At 45.6% G+C, this 17,185-nt stretch carries 18 protein-coding genes; all 18 read left to right on the top strand.

The genetic code is table 11. From position 1 onward, the window contains the following. The first annotated feature begins 5 nt into the window (after window positions 1-5). The 18 genes from ACFQNG_RS19925 (at window position 6) to ACFQNG_RS19840 (ending at window position 17,001) form a co-directional block, all read left to right on the top strand. A complete protein-coding gene (locus ACFQNG_RS19925; protein ID WP_379867659.1) occupies window positions 6-1,529 on the top strand; it encodes an Hsp70 family protein in 1,524 nt (507 codons plus the stop codon). Between the two features lie 397 nt (window positions 1,530-1,926). Further along, complete coding sequence (locus ACFQNG_RS19920) at window positions 1,927-3,105, top strand: AAA family ATPase (RefSeq protein WP_379867658.1); 1,179 nt, start codon at window positions 1,927-1,929, stop codon at window positions 3,103-3,105. A 16-nt stretch (window positions 3,106-3,121) separates the two neighbouring features. Next, complete coding sequence (locus ACFQNG_RS19915) at window positions 3,122-3,568, top strand: prepilin peptidase (protein WP_379867657.1); 447 nt, start codon at window positions 3,122-3,124, stop codon at window positions 3,566-3,568. A 46-nt stretch (window positions 3,569-3,614) separates the two neighbouring features. Further along, window positions 3,615-4,358 carry a CpaB family protein gene (locus ACFQNG_RS19910; RefSeq protein ID WP_379867656.1) on the top strand — a complete coding sequence of 248 codons (744 nt, stop codon included), beginning with the start codon at window positions 3,615-3,617 and terminating at the stop codon, window positions 4,356-4,358. Between the two features lie 48 nt (window positions 4,359-4,406). Further along, window positions 4,407-5,774, top strand: a complete 1,368-nt coding sequence (locus ACFQNG_RS19905) for a CpaF family protein (RefSeq protein ID WP_379867655.1) — start codon at window positions 4,407-4,409, stop codon at window positions 5,772-5,774. After that, window positions 5,774-6,697, top strand: a complete 924-nt coding sequence (locus ACFQNG_RS19900) for a type II secretion system F family protein (protein WP_379867654.1) — start codon at window positions 5,774-5,776, stop codon at window positions 6,695-6,697. Before ACFQNG_RS19905 ends, ACFQNG_RS19900 begins: the two co-directional genes overlap by 1 nt. A gap of 12 nt (window positions 6,698-6,709) precedes the next feature. Further along, entirely contained in the window at window positions 6,710-7,621 is a 912-nt protein-coding gene (locus ACFQNG_RS19895; protein WP_379867653.1) for a type II secretion system F family protein, read from the top strand. A gap of 110 nt (window positions 7,622-7,731) precedes the next feature. Beyond that, window positions 7,732-7,947 (top strand): hypothetical protein, encoded by a 216-nt coding sequence (locus tag ACFQNG_RS19890; protein WP_379867652.1) that lies wholly within the window; start codon window positions 7,732-7,734, stop codon window positions 7,945-7,947. Window positions 7,948-8,020: 73 nt separating this feature from the next. Beyond that, window positions 8,021-9,334: a vWA domain-containing protein gene (locus ACFQNG_RS19885; protein ID WP_379867651.1), complete on the top strand. Its 1,314-nt coding sequence runs from the start codon at window positions 8,021-8,023 to the stop codon at window positions 9,332-9,334. Window positions 9,335-9,616: 282 nt separating this feature from the next. Next, the gene (locus ACFQNG_RS19880; RefSeq protein ID WP_379867650.1) at window positions 9,617-10,699 is read left to right on the top strand and encodes a hypothetical protein; all 1,083 of its coding nucleotides are present in this window, start codon (window positions 9,617-9,619) and stop codon (window positions 10,697-10,699) included. A 22-nt stretch (window positions 10,700-10,721) separates the two neighbouring features. Next, window positions 10,722-11,339 carry a hypothetical protein gene (locus tag ACFQNG_RS19875; protein ID WP_379867649.1) on the top strand — a complete coding sequence of 206 codons (618 nt, stop codon included), beginning with the start codon at window positions 10,722-10,724 and terminating at the stop codon, window positions 11,337-11,339. A gap of 20 nt (window positions 11,340-11,359) precedes the next feature. Continuing rightward, complete coding sequence (locus ACFQNG_RS19870) at window positions 11,360-11,695, top strand: hypothetical protein (protein WP_379867648.1); 336 nt, start codon at window positions 11,360-11,362, stop codon at window positions 11,693-11,695. Window positions 11,696-11,708: 13 nt separating this feature from the next. Next, complete coding sequence (locus ACFQNG_RS19865) at window positions 11,709-12,404, top strand: hypothetical protein (protein ID WP_379867647.1); 696 nt, start codon at window positions 11,709-11,711, stop codon at window positions 12,402-12,404. 256 nt (window positions 12,405-12,660) lie between these two features. Further along, a complete protein-coding gene (locus tag ACFQNG_RS19860) occupies window positions 12,661-13,230 on the top strand; it encodes a TadE/TadG family type IV pilus assembly protein (protein WP_379867646.1) in 570 nt (189 codons plus the stop codon). A gap of 23 nt (window positions 13,231-13,253) precedes the next feature. Then, on the top strand, window positions 13,254-13,622 hold the full coding sequence (locus ACFQNG_RS19855) for a TadE/TadG family type IV pilus assembly protein (protein ID WP_379867645.1): 369 nt from the start codon (window positions 13,254-13,256) through the stop codon (window positions 13,620-13,622). 39 nt (window positions 13,623-13,661) lie between these two features. Beyond that, a complete protein-coding gene (locus ACFQNG_RS19850; protein ID WP_379867644.1) occupies window positions 13,662-14,525 on the top strand; it encodes a peptidoglycan DD-metalloendopeptidase family protein in 864 nt (287 codons plus the stop codon). A gap of 322 nt (window positions 14,526-14,847) precedes the next feature. Further along, window positions 14,848-16,530, top strand: a complete 1,683-nt coding sequence (locus ACFQNG_RS19845) for a hypothetical protein (protein ID WP_379867643.1) — start codon at window positions 14,848-14,850, stop codon at window positions 16,528-16,530. An 18-nt stretch (window positions 16,531-16,548) separates the two neighbouring features. Further along, window positions 16,549-17,001 carry a hypothetical protein gene (locus ACFQNG_RS19840; protein ID WP_379867642.1) on the top strand — a complete coding sequence of 151 codons (453 nt, stop codon included), beginning with the start codon at window positions 16,549-16,551 and terminating at the stop codon, window positions 16,999-17,001. Window positions 17,002-17,185 lie beyond the last annotated feature (184 nt).

The following is a 17,185-nucleotide window of genomic DNA, read 5'->3' as shown; positions in this document are numbered from 1 at the left end:
AAAAGATGGGAAGAGTTGTAGGGATCGACCTGGGAACAACTTACTCGGCGATCGCTATAGTGAACAAGTACGGAAAGCCAGAAATGCTTGCTAACCGTGAAGGAGAACGCATTACCCCTTCTGTAGTTCTCTTCGATGGATCAGATGTGGTAGTGGGAAGCATTGCGAAACGCACAGCTGTAGCAAGTCCGTTTAATGTGGTTCAATTTGTGAAGAGACAGATCGGAGACAAGACTTGGAAGTTCCAAACGGACAGCCATGATGACTTCACCCCTGAAGAGATTTCGGCGATGATCTTGCGCCGCCTCAAGGAAGATGCGGAGACATTGCTGGGTGAGAAGATTGAAGATGCGGTGATTACCGTGCCTGCGTATTTCGATGACGCCCAACGCAAAGCGACACAAGATGCTGGGCGGATTGCAGGCCTCAATGTGTTGCGCATCATCAACGAGCCAACCGCGGCGGCATTGGCTTATGGATTGGATAAGATGCATCAGACCCAAAACCTGCTCGTATATGACTTGGGGGGCGGTACATTTGATGTGACGATCATGAACCTGTCACCGGGCGGCTTGCGGGTACTCTCCACGGGCGGAGCGAAAAACTTGGGTGGTTTTGATTGGGATAACGTGGTGATGAGCTACCTGAATGAAGAGTTTAAAGCCCAAGGTGGCAGCGACCTGTTGGAAGATCCGATGTTGGAACAGGATCTGCGCGAAAAAGCGGAAATCGCCAAGAAAACCCTCTCTGTCCGTGATCGCACAAATGTGTTCTTATCCGCAAACGGAGTCAACGTCTCCATCCCTCTGACTCGTGCGAAGTTTGATGAACTGACCGCACCTCTTCTCAATCGTACCCAGAAGATTATGGAGTTCGTCCTAGAGGATGCCAACCTGGACTGGAAAGATATTGACCGTGTGCTTCTCGTCGGTGGTTCGACCCGGATGAAACAAGTGCCGACGATGATTGAACGCGTGACGGGTATTAAGCCATCCCTCGATGTGAACCCAGATGAAGTGGTCGCGCAAGGAGCGGCGATTCAAGGAGCGATTCTCCAAATCAAGCAAGGTACCGCCGATCTGCATCTTACCCAGTCCTTCCCTGTGGTTGAGGTGCAAGATGTCAATTCGCACAGCATGGGGGTTGTTGCGCTGGATGAGAGTGGAGATGAGTTCAACTCCATTGTGCTCAAGAAAGACACCGCCATTCCCAGCCGGGTCAGCGGCCATTATAAAACGACGGTAGATGGTCAATCCCAACTCTTCTTGCAAGTGACCGAAGGAGAGGACAGCGACCTCGATTATGTGAAAATCGTCGGGGAAGGGATGATCAATCTTCCCGCTTATCCAAAGGGCGCACCGCTGGAAGTGATCTTCGAATATGATAGTGATGGAATTATCCATATTTCAGTGATTGATTCCACTGCGGGGACCTTGTTGGGCGAGTTGGATATTGAAAGAACGTCCAACTTGACCGAAGCTGAAGTGCGGGCGAAACAGCGCCGTGTGGAACAGATCGCGATTGGTTAAGCCATGGGCGTTTCAGCTATGGGACAAAGCTTGTAAAAAGCAAGGTTGTTGTTCTTATTGTCAATTTTTCCGAAAAATGATTAAGGTACACGAAAAGCCGGGAAACCCGGCTTTTTGTTATGAGCCTAATACTATTGCCAATAATGTGGTAAATTGATAAAATTGAACCGATTAAGGTAATAATATAAATATATTATGCCAAACATGGATGAAGATCTCATTTTCTCTTCATTTAATTATACTTTTTCCAATATGATTTATTAATATATAGTTTAACACTATTTAGTGAAGCTTGGGAAAAAGTATTGAATTTGGTTGCAACTTAGATAAAATAGTGATGCTAGTGTGAAGTTTCAAAAAGACATCGTGTGCTATTGAAGGAGGCTTTGCATTTCTTATGTATCCAGATACAAAGCTGTTGATCGTTACGGAAGAGGATCCGATTGCAACGGATTTGCGGGAAAGATTAAGTTCTCAGTTTCCTCAGGTCAGCCATGTGTACGCCTCTGAGGTGCGGCGGGAGATCGCCCGGATTCAGCCGGATATTGTCCTGCTTCATGAAGGGGTGGGGAGCTTGGGGATGCAGCTGATCCCATACATCTTGCGGGAAGTTACCCATGCCAAGATCGTCTTCCTCACCGAATCGAAGGACTCGATTCGCATTCGTGACGCCAGCCGGGCCGGGGCTTTTGATGTGTTGTTCTTCCCTGATGAGATCAACGCGTTGGGTGATGTGCTGTCACGTGCCGTAATCGCCTTGCAAACCGACAGCGCCAAGAATGAGGCGGCAGCCAGCTTTACGTGGGGACGCGGACAAGTGATCGGTTTCTACAGCGGCAAAGGAGGTTCGGGCAAGAGCTTGATTGCTTCCACCTTGGCGCAGACGCTTCAGTTGGAATCCAATTCCAGTGTGCTGTTGGTAGACCTCAACTTTCAATTTGGCGGTGTTGAAACCTATCTCAATCTCACCAGTGGTCGTAACTTATACGACTTAACACCGGTCTTGCACGAGCTGAACGACAACCACATCCGCAGCGTGACCGTGATTGAGCCGCACTCCGCGGTGGAGGTGTTGGCAAGCCCCGCCGATTTGGAAGTGGCTGAGCAGATCACCGAAGATCACATTGAGCGTTTGCTCCGTGCGGCGCGCCTCTATTATGATTACATACTTGTAGACCTGCCATCGGAAATGACCAACTTAACTTATACCGCTTTGGAAGAGGCAGACAAAATCTTTTATGTGTTAAATCCTGACGCCCTGTCGCTCCGTACGTTCAACCGAGTGCTGTCCGCATTCAACATGATCGGGGTGGATCCTACGGACCGTTTGGAGATTCTCGTCAATCGCCTCAGCCGCGATTCCGAAATCGGGGCCAAAGAGATTCGCCAACGCTTCAGTTTTGACATCGCCGGGGAATTCCGCGATGATCTCAAGCGCATCGACCAAGCGATTAACCGCGGCAAACCGTTGCGCACCGCCAAAAACGAGCGCAACCTTTCCCTCTTTGCCCGGGATATGCAGAAGTTCGCCAAGCATCTGCTGTCTGAAGCAAAGAGCGGCAAATCCGCTTCATAAGGCAGGATGACTTTCATTGATAGAACATGCATTGTACCTCATCCTGATTGGACTCTTAATCGCCGCAACGGTCACTGATCTGAAGCACCGCTTGATCTATGATCGTTTTGTCGTGATCGGACTCGTGGCTGCCGTGATCGCTCGGCTTATCACGCGTCCGGAACCATGGTGGAATTATCTGTTAACCGGTATTGTCGTCTTTCTCATTCTTTACGTGATCGCCGTCGTGACCGATGAACGTTCCATTGGCGGAGGGGACGTGAAGCTGTTTGGCATGTTGGGGCTTGCCTTGGGCTTTAAGCCTTTTCTCTTCATCTTTTTCAGCTCCCACTTGTTGGCGGCCGTCTATCTGCTCATCCTCAAGCTCGTGCGATGGAAAACAGTGGGCCGTAAAACCGAATTCCCCTTCGCCCCCTTCATCCTTCTCGGCACCGTGCTCACGTATGCGCTAACCAAACTATAAGAATAAGCAGGTGTATCGATCTATGCAAGATGCAAAGAGAAGAGCCATGTTATTTCTAGTTGTTGCGTTGTTTCTTTCCGCGATTGCTGGATATCTCTTTATGCAAAAAGTAAGTGCGGTAGATGAAACGTTAGGTGACTTTGCCACGGTATATGTGGCCAATAAGAGCATCAATGCACGCCAACCTTTGCGCCCAGAGGATTTCGATGAAGTGAAAGTGCCGCAACAGTATATCCAACAATCCGCCATTACGAATATGCAAGGCATTAAATTGGAAAACGGCATTTTCCCCATCACTAAGCTGGTTACGGTTGTCCCGTTGCAAAAAGGGGACTTGCTTACCCTCAACATGTTAAAGTCGGATACGACTTTATCCTCTGACAAAAAACGCATGGTCATGTTGAACCGTTCCGATAAAGTGGGCTTTGATGATGTGTTCAGCTATAACGATCGCGTTGATATCATTGTGACTCTACCTAATTCCAAATCATTGGTTTATATGCAAAAAGTTCCTGTTGTGGCTTTGGCGAAAGATCCCCAAGGGAATGTGACGGGGCTTGGGCTGGAAATGACGTTGACCGAAGCGGCTGATTTTGTTGATAAGCAAGTGAACGCGATCAACATTCGTGTCCTCAAGGCACCCAACGCGGAGGATATCAAAGGGGCGGAAAAAAGCACCAATAGTGAGGAAGCCGCCCAAAAATTGAATGACCAAACGAAGCCGAAACTGCCAAAAACCGGTGGGACTCCGCAAGATGACATACCAGAACAAGATACAAAAAAACAGTAATCAGCTGATGGCATATGAATCAGTTGCATTGTGAAGAAGGGGTGGCCTATGGCGATTTTTTCACAAAACCAACGGTTGTCCAAACATCTGAAACGCCAGAGAATCAATGAGACACAGATTCAACGCTCAGCCGATGACAGCCGTGTGAACCAGTTGGCACAACATTTTAAAGCACGGCTGTTAAGCGAAACTGATCTTGAAAAGCTGACGCAGATGCCGTCAGCAGAGTTGCGCATCACCCTAGACCGCTTGGTGAGCCGATACTTGGCTGAAGAGCAAGTGGTGTTGACAGGGCAAGAGCGGAACCGCGTGATCAACCGCATCATTAACGAATCCGTTGGTTTCGGTCCGTTGGAATCCTTGCTGGAAGACGAAGAGATTACAGAGATCATGGTGAATGGTCCCTATGAAGTCTTCTACGAGAAGAAAGGGAAGCTGTTTAAGACAGACATCCAGTTTCGTGATGAAGAAGCGTTGCGCCATGTGATTGACCGGATCGTGGCTCCGATCGGCCGCCGGATTGACGTGAGCTCCCCGATGGTGGATGCGCGCCTGCCTGACGGAAGCCGTGTGAATGCGGTGATTCCCCCGATCAGCTTGAAAGGATCTTTGCTCTCCATCCGTAAGTTCCGCAAAGATCCGATCCGGTTGGATGACCTGATTTCGTTTGGCAGTATGACGCCGGAGATGGCCCAGTTTCTCACCAGCATGGTCAAGGCCAAGTTGAACATTATCATTTCCGGGGGAACAGGTAGCGGTAAGACGACGCTCCTAAACGCTTTGGCGTGCTATATTCCGGAAGATGAACGGATTATCACCATCGAGGATATGGCCGAACTCAGGATCCCGCATACGCACGTGGTCGGGATGGAAGCCCGGCCCGCCAACGTGGAGGGCAAAGGGGAAGTCTCGATTCGCCAGCTTGTGCGGAACGCCTTGCGGATGCGCCCTGACCGAATCATCGTCGGGGAGGTTCGGGGTGCGGAAGCATTCGACATGTTGCAAGCGATGAACACCGGTCACGAAGGTTCGATCACCACCGTCCACGCCAATACCCCGCAAGATGCCATGAGCCGTCTGGAGGGGATGGTGATGATGTCCGGGATGGACCTGCCATCGGAGATCATCCGCCAGTACATTGTCAGTGCCGTCGACTACATCGTCCAAATCGGGCGTCTGCCGGACGGGCAACGGAAGATGCTGGCCATTGCGGAAATGCAACAGAAGGAAGATGGCTCGGTGAAGATGATCGATATCTTCCGTTTCGTGCAAACCAATGTGGATGGAGACGGGAAAGTGGAAGGTTATTTCGCGCCAACCGGTTACCTGCCGAGTTGCCTTGATCGCTTGAAAGCTTATGGGGTAGGGGTGGATCGAAAGATCTTTCAGCCGAACCAGGCGGGAGTGAAGGAATAATGGCGATTGGAATCATTGGCGCACTCGCTGTCTTTAGCATGTTGTTGGCCATCTACTACTGGATGCAGATGAAAGCCGCCCAGAGGCAGACAGGAGAAGTCTTGGAGAAATATGTGGGTTCCCCCACGGAAATCGGCTGGTCAGACCGTTTGGTCGAACGTTTGGATCAATATGAATGGGCCAAGAAGTTGGAGCCGCAGTTGAAGCGGGCCAGCATCCAGCTCCGCCCAGCCGAGTATACTGCGATTCTGTTCTTGATCGGATTAGGCGTTTTTTTTCTCCTTTATAAGGGGATGGGTGCACCCATTCCATTCAGCTTGATTATCCCGGTGGTGTTGATTCCACTCGGTTCGAAAATGATGATCAACTCGCGCAAGTTCTTGTATGCGCAGAAGATCGACAACCAGTTATCGGAAGCCTGTCGCTTATTGAGCAGCGGGGCGCGTGCCGGATTGTCGATCCCGCAAGGGCTGGAGCTGGTCGTCAAAGAGATGGATGGACCGATCAAAGAAGAGCTGGGGATCGTTGTGCGGGAGCTGCAATTGGGAAAAAACGTGGAAGTAGCCTTGAAGGATATGCTGAAGCGTGTGGAAACCAAGGATCTGCAAGTCTTTATCAACGCCTTGGTCATCCAGCGCCGGGCCGGTGGTGACTTGGCGCGCGTGTTGAGTGAGATGGCGGCTACGATGGAAGAGCGGAAAGTGATCCATAAGACGATTGATGCAACCGTGGCCCAAGCGCGTTACTCCGCTTATTTATTGCCGGTGATATCCATTTTGATGGTTGTGATGATGAGTCAGATGATCGATGGATTCTTTGACTTTTTCACCACGGCCATCGGGATCGGCGTGTTGGTGATCTTCATCATCCTGCAAATCATTGGGTTTATGTTAATCCGCAAGATTGCGGATATCAAAGTGTAGAGGTAGGGAACGATGACCTTTTTCTTATATCTCTTAGTCATTATGATATGGGGCTGTCTGGTGTTTGCGGCGACGTCTTTTTACACCTATAGCAAGGAGTTGGAAGAGGTAAGGGCCAATCTGGATAACTTCATCCCCCCTTGGAAAGTGATGCGGCGCAAAACCAACAGCCGCGCCCTGATCCATAAGTGGATGGACGATCTGGCCCCAACCGGGAAAAAGATTCAGATCTTGAGCGATCAAGATGAGATGGAAGATGTGTTGGTGAAGGCGGGACATCCGTTTCAGTTGTCTGTGCATCGTTTGCACGGGGCCAAATTGTTGGGGCTTTTCGCAGGGGTGTTTCTGGCGGTGCTGTTTAATGTGGTTGGATTGCCGCTTGCCCAACTGTCGTTTGTTCTGTTGCCGATCGTGGGTTATTTGTCCCCGATCTTGCTCGTGCGTTACTTGGCCAAGAAGCGGCAAGAGCAAGTCCGCCTGGAACTGCCCGATTTCCTCGACATGATGAGCATCACCTTGCAAGCGGGGATGGCGATGGACGATGCCATGGCCTATTACGCCGAAGCGACCCGTGGCCCGTTGGGGGAAGAACTAAATCGCATGTTACAGGAGATTAAGTTTGGCGTGCAACGGGAAACAGCTTACCGGGGATTGATTAAGCGTACCGAGTCGCCGGAGTTGGAAGCTTTGATCATGTCCCTCATCCAAGCGCATAACTTGGGGACGCCGATCGCCCAGACTTTTACCCAGCAAGCGGTGGAGATGCGCCGTATGCGCTCCGAGAAGGCCAAGGAAGCGGCCGGGAAAGCGTCACCGAAGATCTCGTTGGTCAGCGGCTTGGTGATTGCCCCCTCAATCATGCTTCTGATGCTGGGTGCCATTCTTTACAATGTGGTATTTAAAAATTTGGCTGACTTATTTTAGCGCTTTAAGGGAGGTGATGGGCAAACAGCCAGCGAAGAGAACTCAATGTTAACAAAGAGCAAAAGATGTCACGATATCATTTTATTTTTCATTATTAAGGAGGATTACTCATGATCAAATTACAAGAATGGAAATTGCGTTTAGCACAAGTGAAAGAATTCTTCCCAAGAATCAGCAAAAAAGGTTCCCCAACGATGGAATACGTGATCATCATTGCGGTAGGTGCAATTTTTGCAGGAATCTTGCTTTCAATTTTCCAAGAGGATGATGGTGACATCAAAGGTACTTTGATTGAAAAAGTTAAAACACAAATCGAAGGTAAATAATAAAGTTCATTTTCCGTTTGGCTATTAAAATAAATAGCCAAACGGTTCCCCTTTAGATAAAGGAGGGAATTTAATGAAGTTGTTTCGAACAGTTTTAGTTGTATTAGTATTACCAACACTATTGTTAATTGCGTGTAACCAAAAAGATCAAGCGGGATCGCCGGATGGAAAGAAGCAGGAAGCATCCGATCAACCAGTACCCAAAACCTTTGAAGAGATTATGAAGCAACCTCCCGGCAAGTATGCTGGAGATAAGTATAATCAGGCTGCAGTGGAAAAAGAACTGGATCAAATGCCCAAGGAGTATGCCAATGATGCCGAGAAAGTGTACTCCTATATTAACTCTCTTGTTAGCGAGGATTATCAACCGCTTTATCAAAAATTCCGCTCTTTCGATCCAAATATATCAGTAAACAATGCAACTCCTGATGGAAAGATTGAGATTCCAAGGCTGGAGCAGATTAATGTCGAGATCATCTTAGATGCCAGTGGCAGTATGGCAGGACAAGTGTCCGGTGGACAGAAGATGGATCTGGCTAAAGAAGCGGTACGTAATTTTGTCTCTTCTGTTCCCAAAGAGGCTAAAGTATCGCTACGTGTTTATGGGCATAAAGGGAGCAATCAAGACAAAGACAAACAGCTCTCTTGTCAAAGCAGCGAACTAGTCTATCCTTTAAGTACATACAATGAAGCCCAATTTGAATCGGCATTGTCCAAGTTTAAGCCTACGGGGTGGACCCCGCTTGCTCGCGGAATCGAAGAAGCACAGAAAGATTTGGCAAGTGCCCAAGGTGAAGGGGTACGAAATATCATTTACGTGGTGAGTGATGGGATTGAAACCTGTGGTGGCGATCCCGTTAAAGCGGCACAGCAGTTGAAGGATTCCGGGATCAAACCGGTGATCAATATCGTTGGTTTTGACGTGGACGATGCTGGACAGCGACAATTAAAGCAAGTGGCTAGTGCTGCAGACGGTGTATATAAATCTGTGAACTCAGCTAGCGATTTGAAGGAGTATCTTGAAGCAGAGAAGGAACGGGTTAAAAGTGAGTGGGAAAGTTGGGCATTACACACACGGGTAGATGCAGGTAAAGAATGGGGCAAAAAACGCGTGGAACTTCATAGTGTCCATGGTAAATTGGTTAGTTTAAGGCTGTTAGAGATGAAACACATGCGCATTGCAAGGGATTATTTAGAGAGACAAGACATTATTAAAAGTGATATTCGTAAGCAATTGACTGAACTTATCTCAGATAGAGATGAAGTTGTTGGTAATACACTGAGGGAGAGGTCTCGAGAATTAGCTGATACTTTAAAGCAAATAGAGAAACAAGTTAAGGTGAAAGCTAACGAAACACGAGATAAGAATTTATCAACTCTAGATTAGGATAAAAATAAGGATCAAATATCCTGAAAACGGTTTATAGGTATTTGATCCTTATTTATTACAAGTTATAGCTATAAACTTTAAAGTTTATTAATAAATTTTTACCTTAAGAGTTTGAATGGTGATTTCTATACTATTTTTAATAATCTGTACTATTTACCATCTATTAGATCTTGAAAAATTCTGTATGATAAAAGTGTTATATGAGCTTAATCAATTACAGTTAACAAGTAGATCTTAGAGAATAGAAGTTTACATAATATTTTGTTTGAAGGTGATAAGATGAAGAGAAGGGTTAGACAATCGATAAGTATTTTGTTGTTAAGTGTAATCATGGCTGTTCTCGTGTTGCCGTTTTATATGACGAATGCAGAGACTGCGCCATATGTTCCGCCAGATCCATATAAAGCGCCAGATATCTATAAAGCACCAGACTCATACAAGGCACCAGATATCTATAAAGCACCAGATCCATATAAAGCGCCAGATATTTATAAAGCACCAGATCCACACAAGGCACCAGATCCATACCAAGCTCCAGACAAGTATCATTCCTCTGGATGGGAAGCGTATCTAAATCGCTTGTTGGATCCTTATGATAATAAATATAGAGATCCAAATTATATTAGTAAAATTAGAAACGAATTTATTAAAATGCGTATGAAGTATCAAATCTCATTTAAACAAGCTGGACATCGTTTAATCCCGCGATTTGATGCTAATGGTAAATTAATAGGATATTACTTTGACGGTAAACTGGATACGAAACTGCAACAATGGATGAGTGGCTTGCGCCCGGATAAAGTTAACGGACAAAAGGTATTTAATCGATTTTTACCAGTTCAAAACCAATTTAACAATTTAAAAGCAGCTTGGAAGCATAATATTACTGGTGGAGGTACTTGGGGATTTGCTGCATTAGGTGGTGTCATAACAGCTTCATTGGAAGGGCATGAAAAATGGCAGGACTGGGCAGCCTCTGCTACTGTTGAAACTGTGGTAGGAGCAGCATCATCAGCAGCAGGGTCGGCTATAGGTTCAGCTCTAGCTGGTGCTCTTGCTAGTACAGCATTAGGTGCGTCAATGGGCTCAGCAGTACCTATTGTTGGTACAGTAATTGGAGCAGTAGCTGGCATTGGTATTTATGCATTAACGAATACTTCAGTAGGCAGAACAGTGAAAAATTGGGTTAAGTCGGGTGTTAAACATGCACTTAATGCAATTGTTCCAAATGGCGTATCTGATTCTTTGCAAAATGCTTATTCAGCTACTAAATCTACAATTGGTGGATGGGTTGATGCAGGTAAATCTACTGTTTCATCTGTCAAAGATAAAGTAACCTCCTTTGTAGGTAAACTCTTTTAAGTAGTACAAGGAGGAGAAGTGGATGATTAATAATCGGGATTTTTTCGACGAACAACACCGTTTAAAGGAAGAGTTTATTGACTCATTTTATCAGCTTATCTATGTGACATTATTTCTTGCATTTTTCTCTTTCTTAATTCCTACGTTCTCTTTAGCTTTTTTCATTCTGTATATATTATTAATCGTAGCCTGTTTCTATTGGAAATATGCTAGTAATCGTTATAAACTTTATCAAAGCGTAAAGTGGCGCATCGGTTCATTATTGGGACATATAGATGTATCCGCTATATTCGTTGGTATGGTTTTATGGAGAGTTTCGGATGAAAGTTTAAAGGTTGGATTGTTGCAATTACTTACACTTATCATTGCAATTGGAATAGGTCATGGATTTCGCAAAACCATTGCGCAAGAACTTCGTAAACCCTTGACTAAATGGGGGAAAATGCTTGGGGCTGTTGGCGTGATTGGCGCAGGAAAAGCAACCTTATTAGCATACTTTTTGGCACAGTTTACAACGATGAATGTGCTGGCTCTTCTCATGTATGCATTAATTTTAATTGTGGTGATAATTATTCATTCTATGTGGCTATATGTAGAAAAACCAAATTGGAAACCTAAAGAAAATGGATTGAATGATTAAAAAAGATGGAGGTTTAGTAAATGGCAGTAAAAATGTTGCAGGGCTTTGGTGCAGGGTTCACAGTGTCAATAGTATTGGGATATATTGTTGGGGCTACAGGCCTCATTTTCCATATGGCAGGCCCAGTATCATTGATGGTGTTGACGTATTTAGTATGTGGTTGGGTTTCTGGCTATAACAATGAACATCCTTTTGTTACGGCTTGGTTAGTTGCATCGGTGTTGTTTGTTGTGAACTTGTTTATTTCGATTAATGTATTGGGAGAATTAGAAATTTCACTTTTAGGTTTATTATTTGCTTGGTTATTTGCTTTGCTAGGAGCTTGGATAGGTAAGAAAACGTCAAGTTTTGTTTGAGAGGGAGTGTCTGATGGACATGGTGTATGAAAGTATAAAAAGTGTATTTTCTTCTATAGGCGAAGCGTTCATGTTTTACAAAGAACAGTTTACAAGGGTGATGTTAATAGGATTAACCATTATTCTTCCTATGGAACTGTTTCTTACAATTGTAAAACAACTATCTTTTCTATATCCGCAATTAGATTCACTATATTATATGGTTATCCCAGTGGTTCTTTCTATAGCGCAGCTACCATTAGTTTATTTAAGTCATTTGTTTATCAAAGATGAACTGCTAGAAACAAGTGAGATATATTCTTTCTTTTTTAGGAAAATAACTAACGCTTATGTAACGAGCTTGTTTTTCATAGTATTAATGATACTGTTAATGTCTATTTCGCAAAGTTTATGGGTAATTGGGATATTTTTATCTTTTTCTATTCCTTATCTTCTAGTTATAAAAGAGTATCGTACTTTTGATTATATTACACAATCAGTTAAATTAGGTTTGATCAAATGGTTGCAGTTATTAATCTTATTATCTAGCTTTTATTTAATTGGATTGGGAATAAATCGAGGATTATTCGCAGCAATTGATTTACTCGCGCATGGAACTACACCTCAACTATTTTATCTAGTTCTTCAGTGGATTCTTCATTTATTGCTAATTCCTTTAGCAGTATTTATTTTGACTAGATCTTACTTTAAATGGTTAATAGAGGAGTAATATTATGTTAAGCATAATAGCTTTTATTCTTTTTGGTGTGTTCATAGTTTTAATTATACCTTTTACCATTTTATCTTTCCGATATGGAATAAAAGGTGCATTTGAAGAATTATTTGAGGGGATCGGGGAAGTGTTTGTATTCATTTGGCAAATCATCATCCTGCCATTTACCCTGATCAGAGACATTTTCAATCTCATCGCCAAGCTATTCAAACGCTAAAGCAATAAGAGCAACTGTGAGCAATAGGAGGACATTATGGTTCGGGGACTTCGAAAGTTCAACCGCAAACGCGGCAATGTGACCTTGATGTGGGTGGTTGCGTTGCCGGTGTTTATGATCATCTTCATGTTTCTTGGTTCATTGGTGGTTGTCTGGATGGAACACGCTATCGCCGAAAAAGCGGCGGATGCGGGAAGTTTGGCGGCGACGAAGAAGATGGATGGGTATGTGAGCGCCGAACTACAGACCATCATGAGCCGGATATTGCAAGAGAACGCGGATAATCAAACGTTCATCGACCCTTATCAGTATGTATTGGGAAACAGCGGATTGAAGAGAGGCATCATTAAAAACGCCGTATTCAACAATAAAGAAGAGCTGATAAAAGAAGTGCGAAAATATGTGGAACAGAACGGGGCAGAGCCGAGCAGGATCTATTTCTTTGCGGATGGGCGGATTCAGGTGGAAGCGAAGGTGAAGTTTACCCCTCTCATCTGGGCGGAGGAATTTGCCAATAAGTATGTGAAAGGAACAGGATTTGGCCCCACACGGGATTATGGGTCTTGGTGGCCCAATCGAAAACCACTCGAGGTTTCGTTTGAATAAGAGTGTCGGAGGGTATGAGCCGTATGCGGAGATGGAGAGAGGGAAGAAACAAAGGCTCAGTGACGCTGGAGTTTATTGTGGTGATACCATTGGTTATCTTTATGTGCCTGTTTGTCGCGCAGTTTGTCGTCGCGGGCATGGCGGTGTTGGAGACGCAACACTTTGTGAAAGATGGCGTACGGTTGGCCGCTTCGTCAGGGAAGCCGAAAAAGGAAGAGGAGCGGGGCAAAAAGGAGTTCGGCAATAGCCATAATTATTGGTTATCCTCTTATAAGGTGAAGATCAAGGATGAACAAGTGGTCGCCTCGGCGGATACGAAAATCAGGTGCATCTTTTTGCCGATAGAGCCATTTACTTATCACTATTCCACGAAAACACCTGTGATAAAATAAAGAAAAGACAGAATATCGGGAAGTGCTGGAGGATCGAACATGGAGAAATGGTTTGTTTCGCTGACGAGATGGAGCCAGCGGCATCGGAAGGGCGCTTCCACGACGGAATTTGTCGTGATCCTTCCCTTGTTTTTCTTGTTGAGTTTGGTCGTGTGGCAGCTTGTTGAAGCGGGCATGGCGGTGTTGGAAACGCAAGCGGCTTTGCGGGATGCGGTGAAAATCGCTTCCACCACCGGAGATGAGGAGAAAGCGCAAGATCAATTTAAGCTTTCGTTTGCCGATCGGGAACGAGTGGAGATAGAGAAGTTGGAGATCAAAATTGAAGACGATGAAGTCAAGGCGTTGGCCAAGGTGAAGATTCCGGTCATCTTTGATAGTGATTTGGCACCAATTACGTATGAAAGCAAGTCGAAAGCCCCTGTGTTGCAACAGAATTTTGCTATGTTTACCTTTGGGGGCGTGGCATCCGGTCCGCTCCTTACCTCAGGCGGGGTGTTGGGGCCGCCCGTGGGTGCCTGGCATATGACTTCCCCTTTCGGATATCGGTTCCATCCCATTCGGCATGTTCGCAAACTCCATGCGGGAATTGACTTGGCGGGTCCGGTCGGGACGCCCATCTATGCCGCGGGAGATGGGATTGTGGTCAAAGCGGGTGAGTCGAACGGTTTTGGTAACCTTATTATTATCGATCATGGCAATGGAATGCAAACGTGGTATGGGCATATGTATTCCAACATGATCTATGTCCGCCCGGGCCAACAGGTGAAACGGGGAGACCATATCGCGGGCATAGGGAGTGCTGGAGGTTCAACCGGGCCCCATCTGCACTTTGAAGTGCATATCGGTGGCCAGCCGGTGGACCCGTTGAGATATGTTTCCAGAAATCAGGTCGCTCAAAAGTGATAGGGCGACCTTTTTCTGTGGGTTGGAAAAGGCGAAGGAAAAGTGTCGGCAAAGGAGATGGGGATGGTTTCCTAAAAATGGACCTTGCCGGTTGATGCACAATAATGGACCTTGTCACAAGTGAGTGTCAACCTCCCTTAGCGGAGGTTTTTTCTTTAAATCAAAATTATTTTTCGAAATCTCCAATTATTGTATTTAACTAATAATTACCTTTATTTAAAATAGAATAGAGGTGATTGATTTGGTTAGAAAAGTTCCGAAGCGTACAGCTGTAATTATGTTAATAGTTATGTTGTTTTCATTTGTTTATCCTATAGGGGTGTTGGCGGAAGGTTATCAGGCGCCCGATCCCTATAAAGCACCAGACCCGTATAAGGCTCCTGATCCTTATCAAGCGCCAGACCCATATAAGGCACCTGATCCGTACAAGGCCCCCGATGTCTACGATACACCTACAATTGAACAGGGGAATTCCGATGTAAAAGGAAATAAGCATCAGGCTCCTCAAGGTAAAGACAATCGTCCGTGGTATCAAAAGATGTGGGATGGAGTAAAGGGCGGGTACGATTCGGCAAAGCAAAAGGTGGGACAAGCATGGGAGTCGACGAAGAAAGCCGCCGGTGATGCCTGGAACTGGGTCGTCGAAAATAAAGAATATATCTTTTCTGGTTTGGTTCTGGCTGCCGGAATCGTCTGTTTGTTTATTCCCGGAGCGCAAGGATTGGGCGTGAGCATCCTGATTGGTTGGGGCACCTGCTTTGGTCTCGGTTTGGCTTTGAATGGTGGGAAGCTGGACAAAAGCGTATTTGCCGAAGCGGGCATCGGAGGGTTGCTCGGTTTGATCGGGATGGGAGGTTCAGCCGCCATCGTGAAAGGTTTGGGAAGGGTTTTTGGGAGTGCCTTAGGAAAGAAACTGATCACTTCGATCGCATCAGGCCGTCTGCTGGGACCGCTTGTGCGGGGTGGACAGCAACTGGTAAGCAAACTGCCAGGTCCGTTGCGACAGATGCTGGGCAAAGCCGGACTCATTGGTGGAATAGAAGGCGCAGGCACCAGTATCGCGGATGACTTGTTGCATGGCAAGAAGATTGATTGGAAGAAAGCGGCGTTATCCGGTTTGGCTGGAACGGTAATGGTCGGAGCGTTCACATTCGCCGCCCCCCACATAGGGAACCTGTTCAATAAAGTCAAAAATTCAACCAAGCCCATTACCGCCCGCGTGGAGAATTCACTGGAAGCGTTGGGGAATTGCTTAACCTATGAACGGGTGCCTACTCCCTTTGCGGCTGTCTTGTTTGCAAAAAATGATGAGTGTGATATAACCGATGTCCTGACGGGCAAGGGGAATCAAGCGGATGATGCGGCGAAGGCGAATGGAACAAAAGGGAATGACAGCGCTTCTGGAAACAACTCAAACAATCAGTCGGATACCCCTTTATCATCTAGACCGGAATACCAAAAAATTCAACAAGAGGCACAAGCGTCTGGACTTGATATTGGTGAAGAGCAATTGCAACATATTGAAAACTATGCGCAAAGAATCGCTGAAAATAATGATATACCAATAGAAGCCGCACGCAACATCGCTAAAAATCAGGTTTTCGGCAATGCTTTCAATGCTAAAATGAATCCTAAATATGAATATAATGAAGTGTATGTTGAGTATGCGGATGGAAAAACCGTTAAGCTGGACGCTTACAGCCCTTCGAAAAGGGAAATCGTCTCGAGAAAGTTTACACAATTGGGGGAGATTTCGCCAGAGACAGCAAAAGGATATATAAGAGAGTTTGTGCGAAAATATCCAAGAGGTGCCAAAATTGCCGATGTGCCTACGCAAAAAGCGGGTTCCGGTCATGCGAATGAGGGATTGGTCGGGCAACAACTGCAAGGTACGATGATATTGGAAGTGCCGAAGCAACGCTCTCCAATCCCGAAAGAGATTCTTGATTTCGCGGATGAGAAAGGGATTTTGATCCGGGACGAGGATGGAAAAGTGCTCAACTAACTGAATTGAGGTGAAAGCATGGAATTGGAATACTACAAAGTATGGTTTGAGTACCGGAGGGAACCGCGCTCCCCCTTAACCAAAGAAGAGGCGGCCAAAGCTCATGAGAAGAAAACACCCTATGTTGTGGTTGTAAAAGATGACGGAAAAATGAAGTGGGTGGTTTCGGTTAATTTCCAATCTTACTATTGCGACGTGCTATATTTGGACAAAAATGCAGAAAAGATAGAGTCGGAAGGGTATATTCAAACAGGTGATCAATTATTTTTACGGGACAGAAGAATACGGGATAGCAAAAACCTGATCGCGTACCTTTTTGAAACGGACGGAAAAGTGCGGAGAAGCGTTTTTGGAGAAGATGATCAGCTGCTGGAAGTGACGTATGATGAGTTGGATGTCTCAAGTCATTATCGAGATATGATCCAATTCGGCAATTACACGTCGATCTTACCGTTGGAAAAAAAAGCGTAGAAAAACGTATACTACGACAAAGAGCTCCTATTTTAAAGGAGCTGAGGCTGCTGACAAACTGCCTTGAAAGGCAGGGGCAGCAGCCTTTTTTGTCGAATCAATAAAAAAACACTCTATAAGAGACTGATGCAAAAGCATAACATGATTTGTAAAAGTGCCTTCGGGCACTTTTTTTGTTACACTG

The sequence above is a fragment of the Laceyella putida genome (assembly GCF_042665195.1).
Taxonomy (GTDB): domain Bacteria; phylum Bacillota; class Bacilli; order Thermoactinomycetales; family Thermoactinomycetaceae; genus Laceyella; species Laceyella putida.
Note: the sequence above shows the minus strand (reverse complement) of the source record. Positions and strands in the feature narration are given on the sequence as shown.

Excerpts from the sequence above, each read along its gene's own strand:
- ACFQNG_RS19925 (WP_379867659.1), top strand. The coding sequence starts at position 6 with ATGGGAAGAGTTGTAGGGATCGACCTGGGAACAACTTACTCGGCGATC.
- ACFQNG_RS19920 (WP_379867658.1), top strand. The coding sequence starts at position 1,927 with ATGTATCCAGATACAAAGCTGTTGATCGTTACGGAAGAGGATCCGATT.
- ACFQNG_RS19910 (WP_379867656.1), top strand. The coding sequence starts at position 3,615 with ATGTTATTTCTAGTTGTTGCGTTGTTTCTTTCCGCGATTGCTGGATAT.
- ACFQNG_RS19905 (WP_379867655.1), top strand. The coding sequence starts at position 4,407 with ATGGCGATTTTTTCACAAAACCAACGGTTGTCCAAACATCTGAAACGC.
- ACFQNG_RS19900 (WP_379867654.1), top strand. The coding sequence starts at position 5,774 with ATGGCGATTGGAATCATTGGCGCACTCGCTGTCTTTAGCATGTTGTTG.
- ACFQNG_RS19895 (WP_379867653.1), top strand. The coding sequence starts at position 6,710 with ATGACCTTTTTCTTATATCTCTTAGTCATTATGATATGGGGCTGTCTG.
- ACFQNG_RS19890 (WP_379867652.1), top strand. The coding sequence starts at position 7,732 with ATGATCAAATTACAAGAATGGAAATTGCGTTTAGCACAAGTGAAAGAA.
- ACFQNG_RS19885 (WP_379867651.1), top strand. The coding sequence starts at position 8,021 with ATGAAGTTGTTTCGAACAGTTTTAGTTGTATTAGTATTACCAACACTA.
- ACFQNG_RS19880 (WP_379867650.1), top strand. The coding sequence starts at position 9,617 with ATGAAGAGAAGGGTTAGACAATCGATAAGTATTTTGTTGTTAAGTGTA.
- ACFQNG_RS19875 (WP_379867649.1), top strand. The coding sequence starts at position 10,722 with ATGATTAATAATCGGGATTTTTTCGACGAACAACACCGTTTAAAGGAA.
- ACFQNG_RS19870 (WP_379867648.1), top strand. The coding sequence starts at position 11,360 with ATGGCAGTAAAAATGTTGCAGGGCTTTGGTGCAGGGTTCACAGTGTCA.
- ACFQNG_RS19865 (WP_379867647.1), top strand. The coding sequence starts at position 11,709 with ATGGACATGGTGTATGAAAGTATAAAAAGTGTATTTTCTTCTATAGGC.
- ACFQNG_RS19860 (WP_379867646.1), top strand. The coding sequence starts at position 12,661 with ATGGTTCGGGGACTTCGAAAGTTCAACCGCAAACGCGGCAATGTGACC.
- ACFQNG_RS19855 (WP_379867645.1), top strand. The coding sequence starts at position 13,254 with ATGCGGAGATGGAGAGAGGGAAGAAACAAAGGCTCAGTGACGCTGGAG.
- ACFQNG_RS19850 (WP_379867644.1), top strand. The coding sequence starts at position 13,662 with ATGGAGAAATGGTTTGTTTCGCTGACGAGATGGAGCCAGCGGCATCGG.
- ACFQNG_RS19840 (WP_379867642.1), top strand. The coding sequence starts at position 16,549 with ATGGAATTGGAATACTACAAAGTATGGTTTGAGTACCGGAGGGAACCG.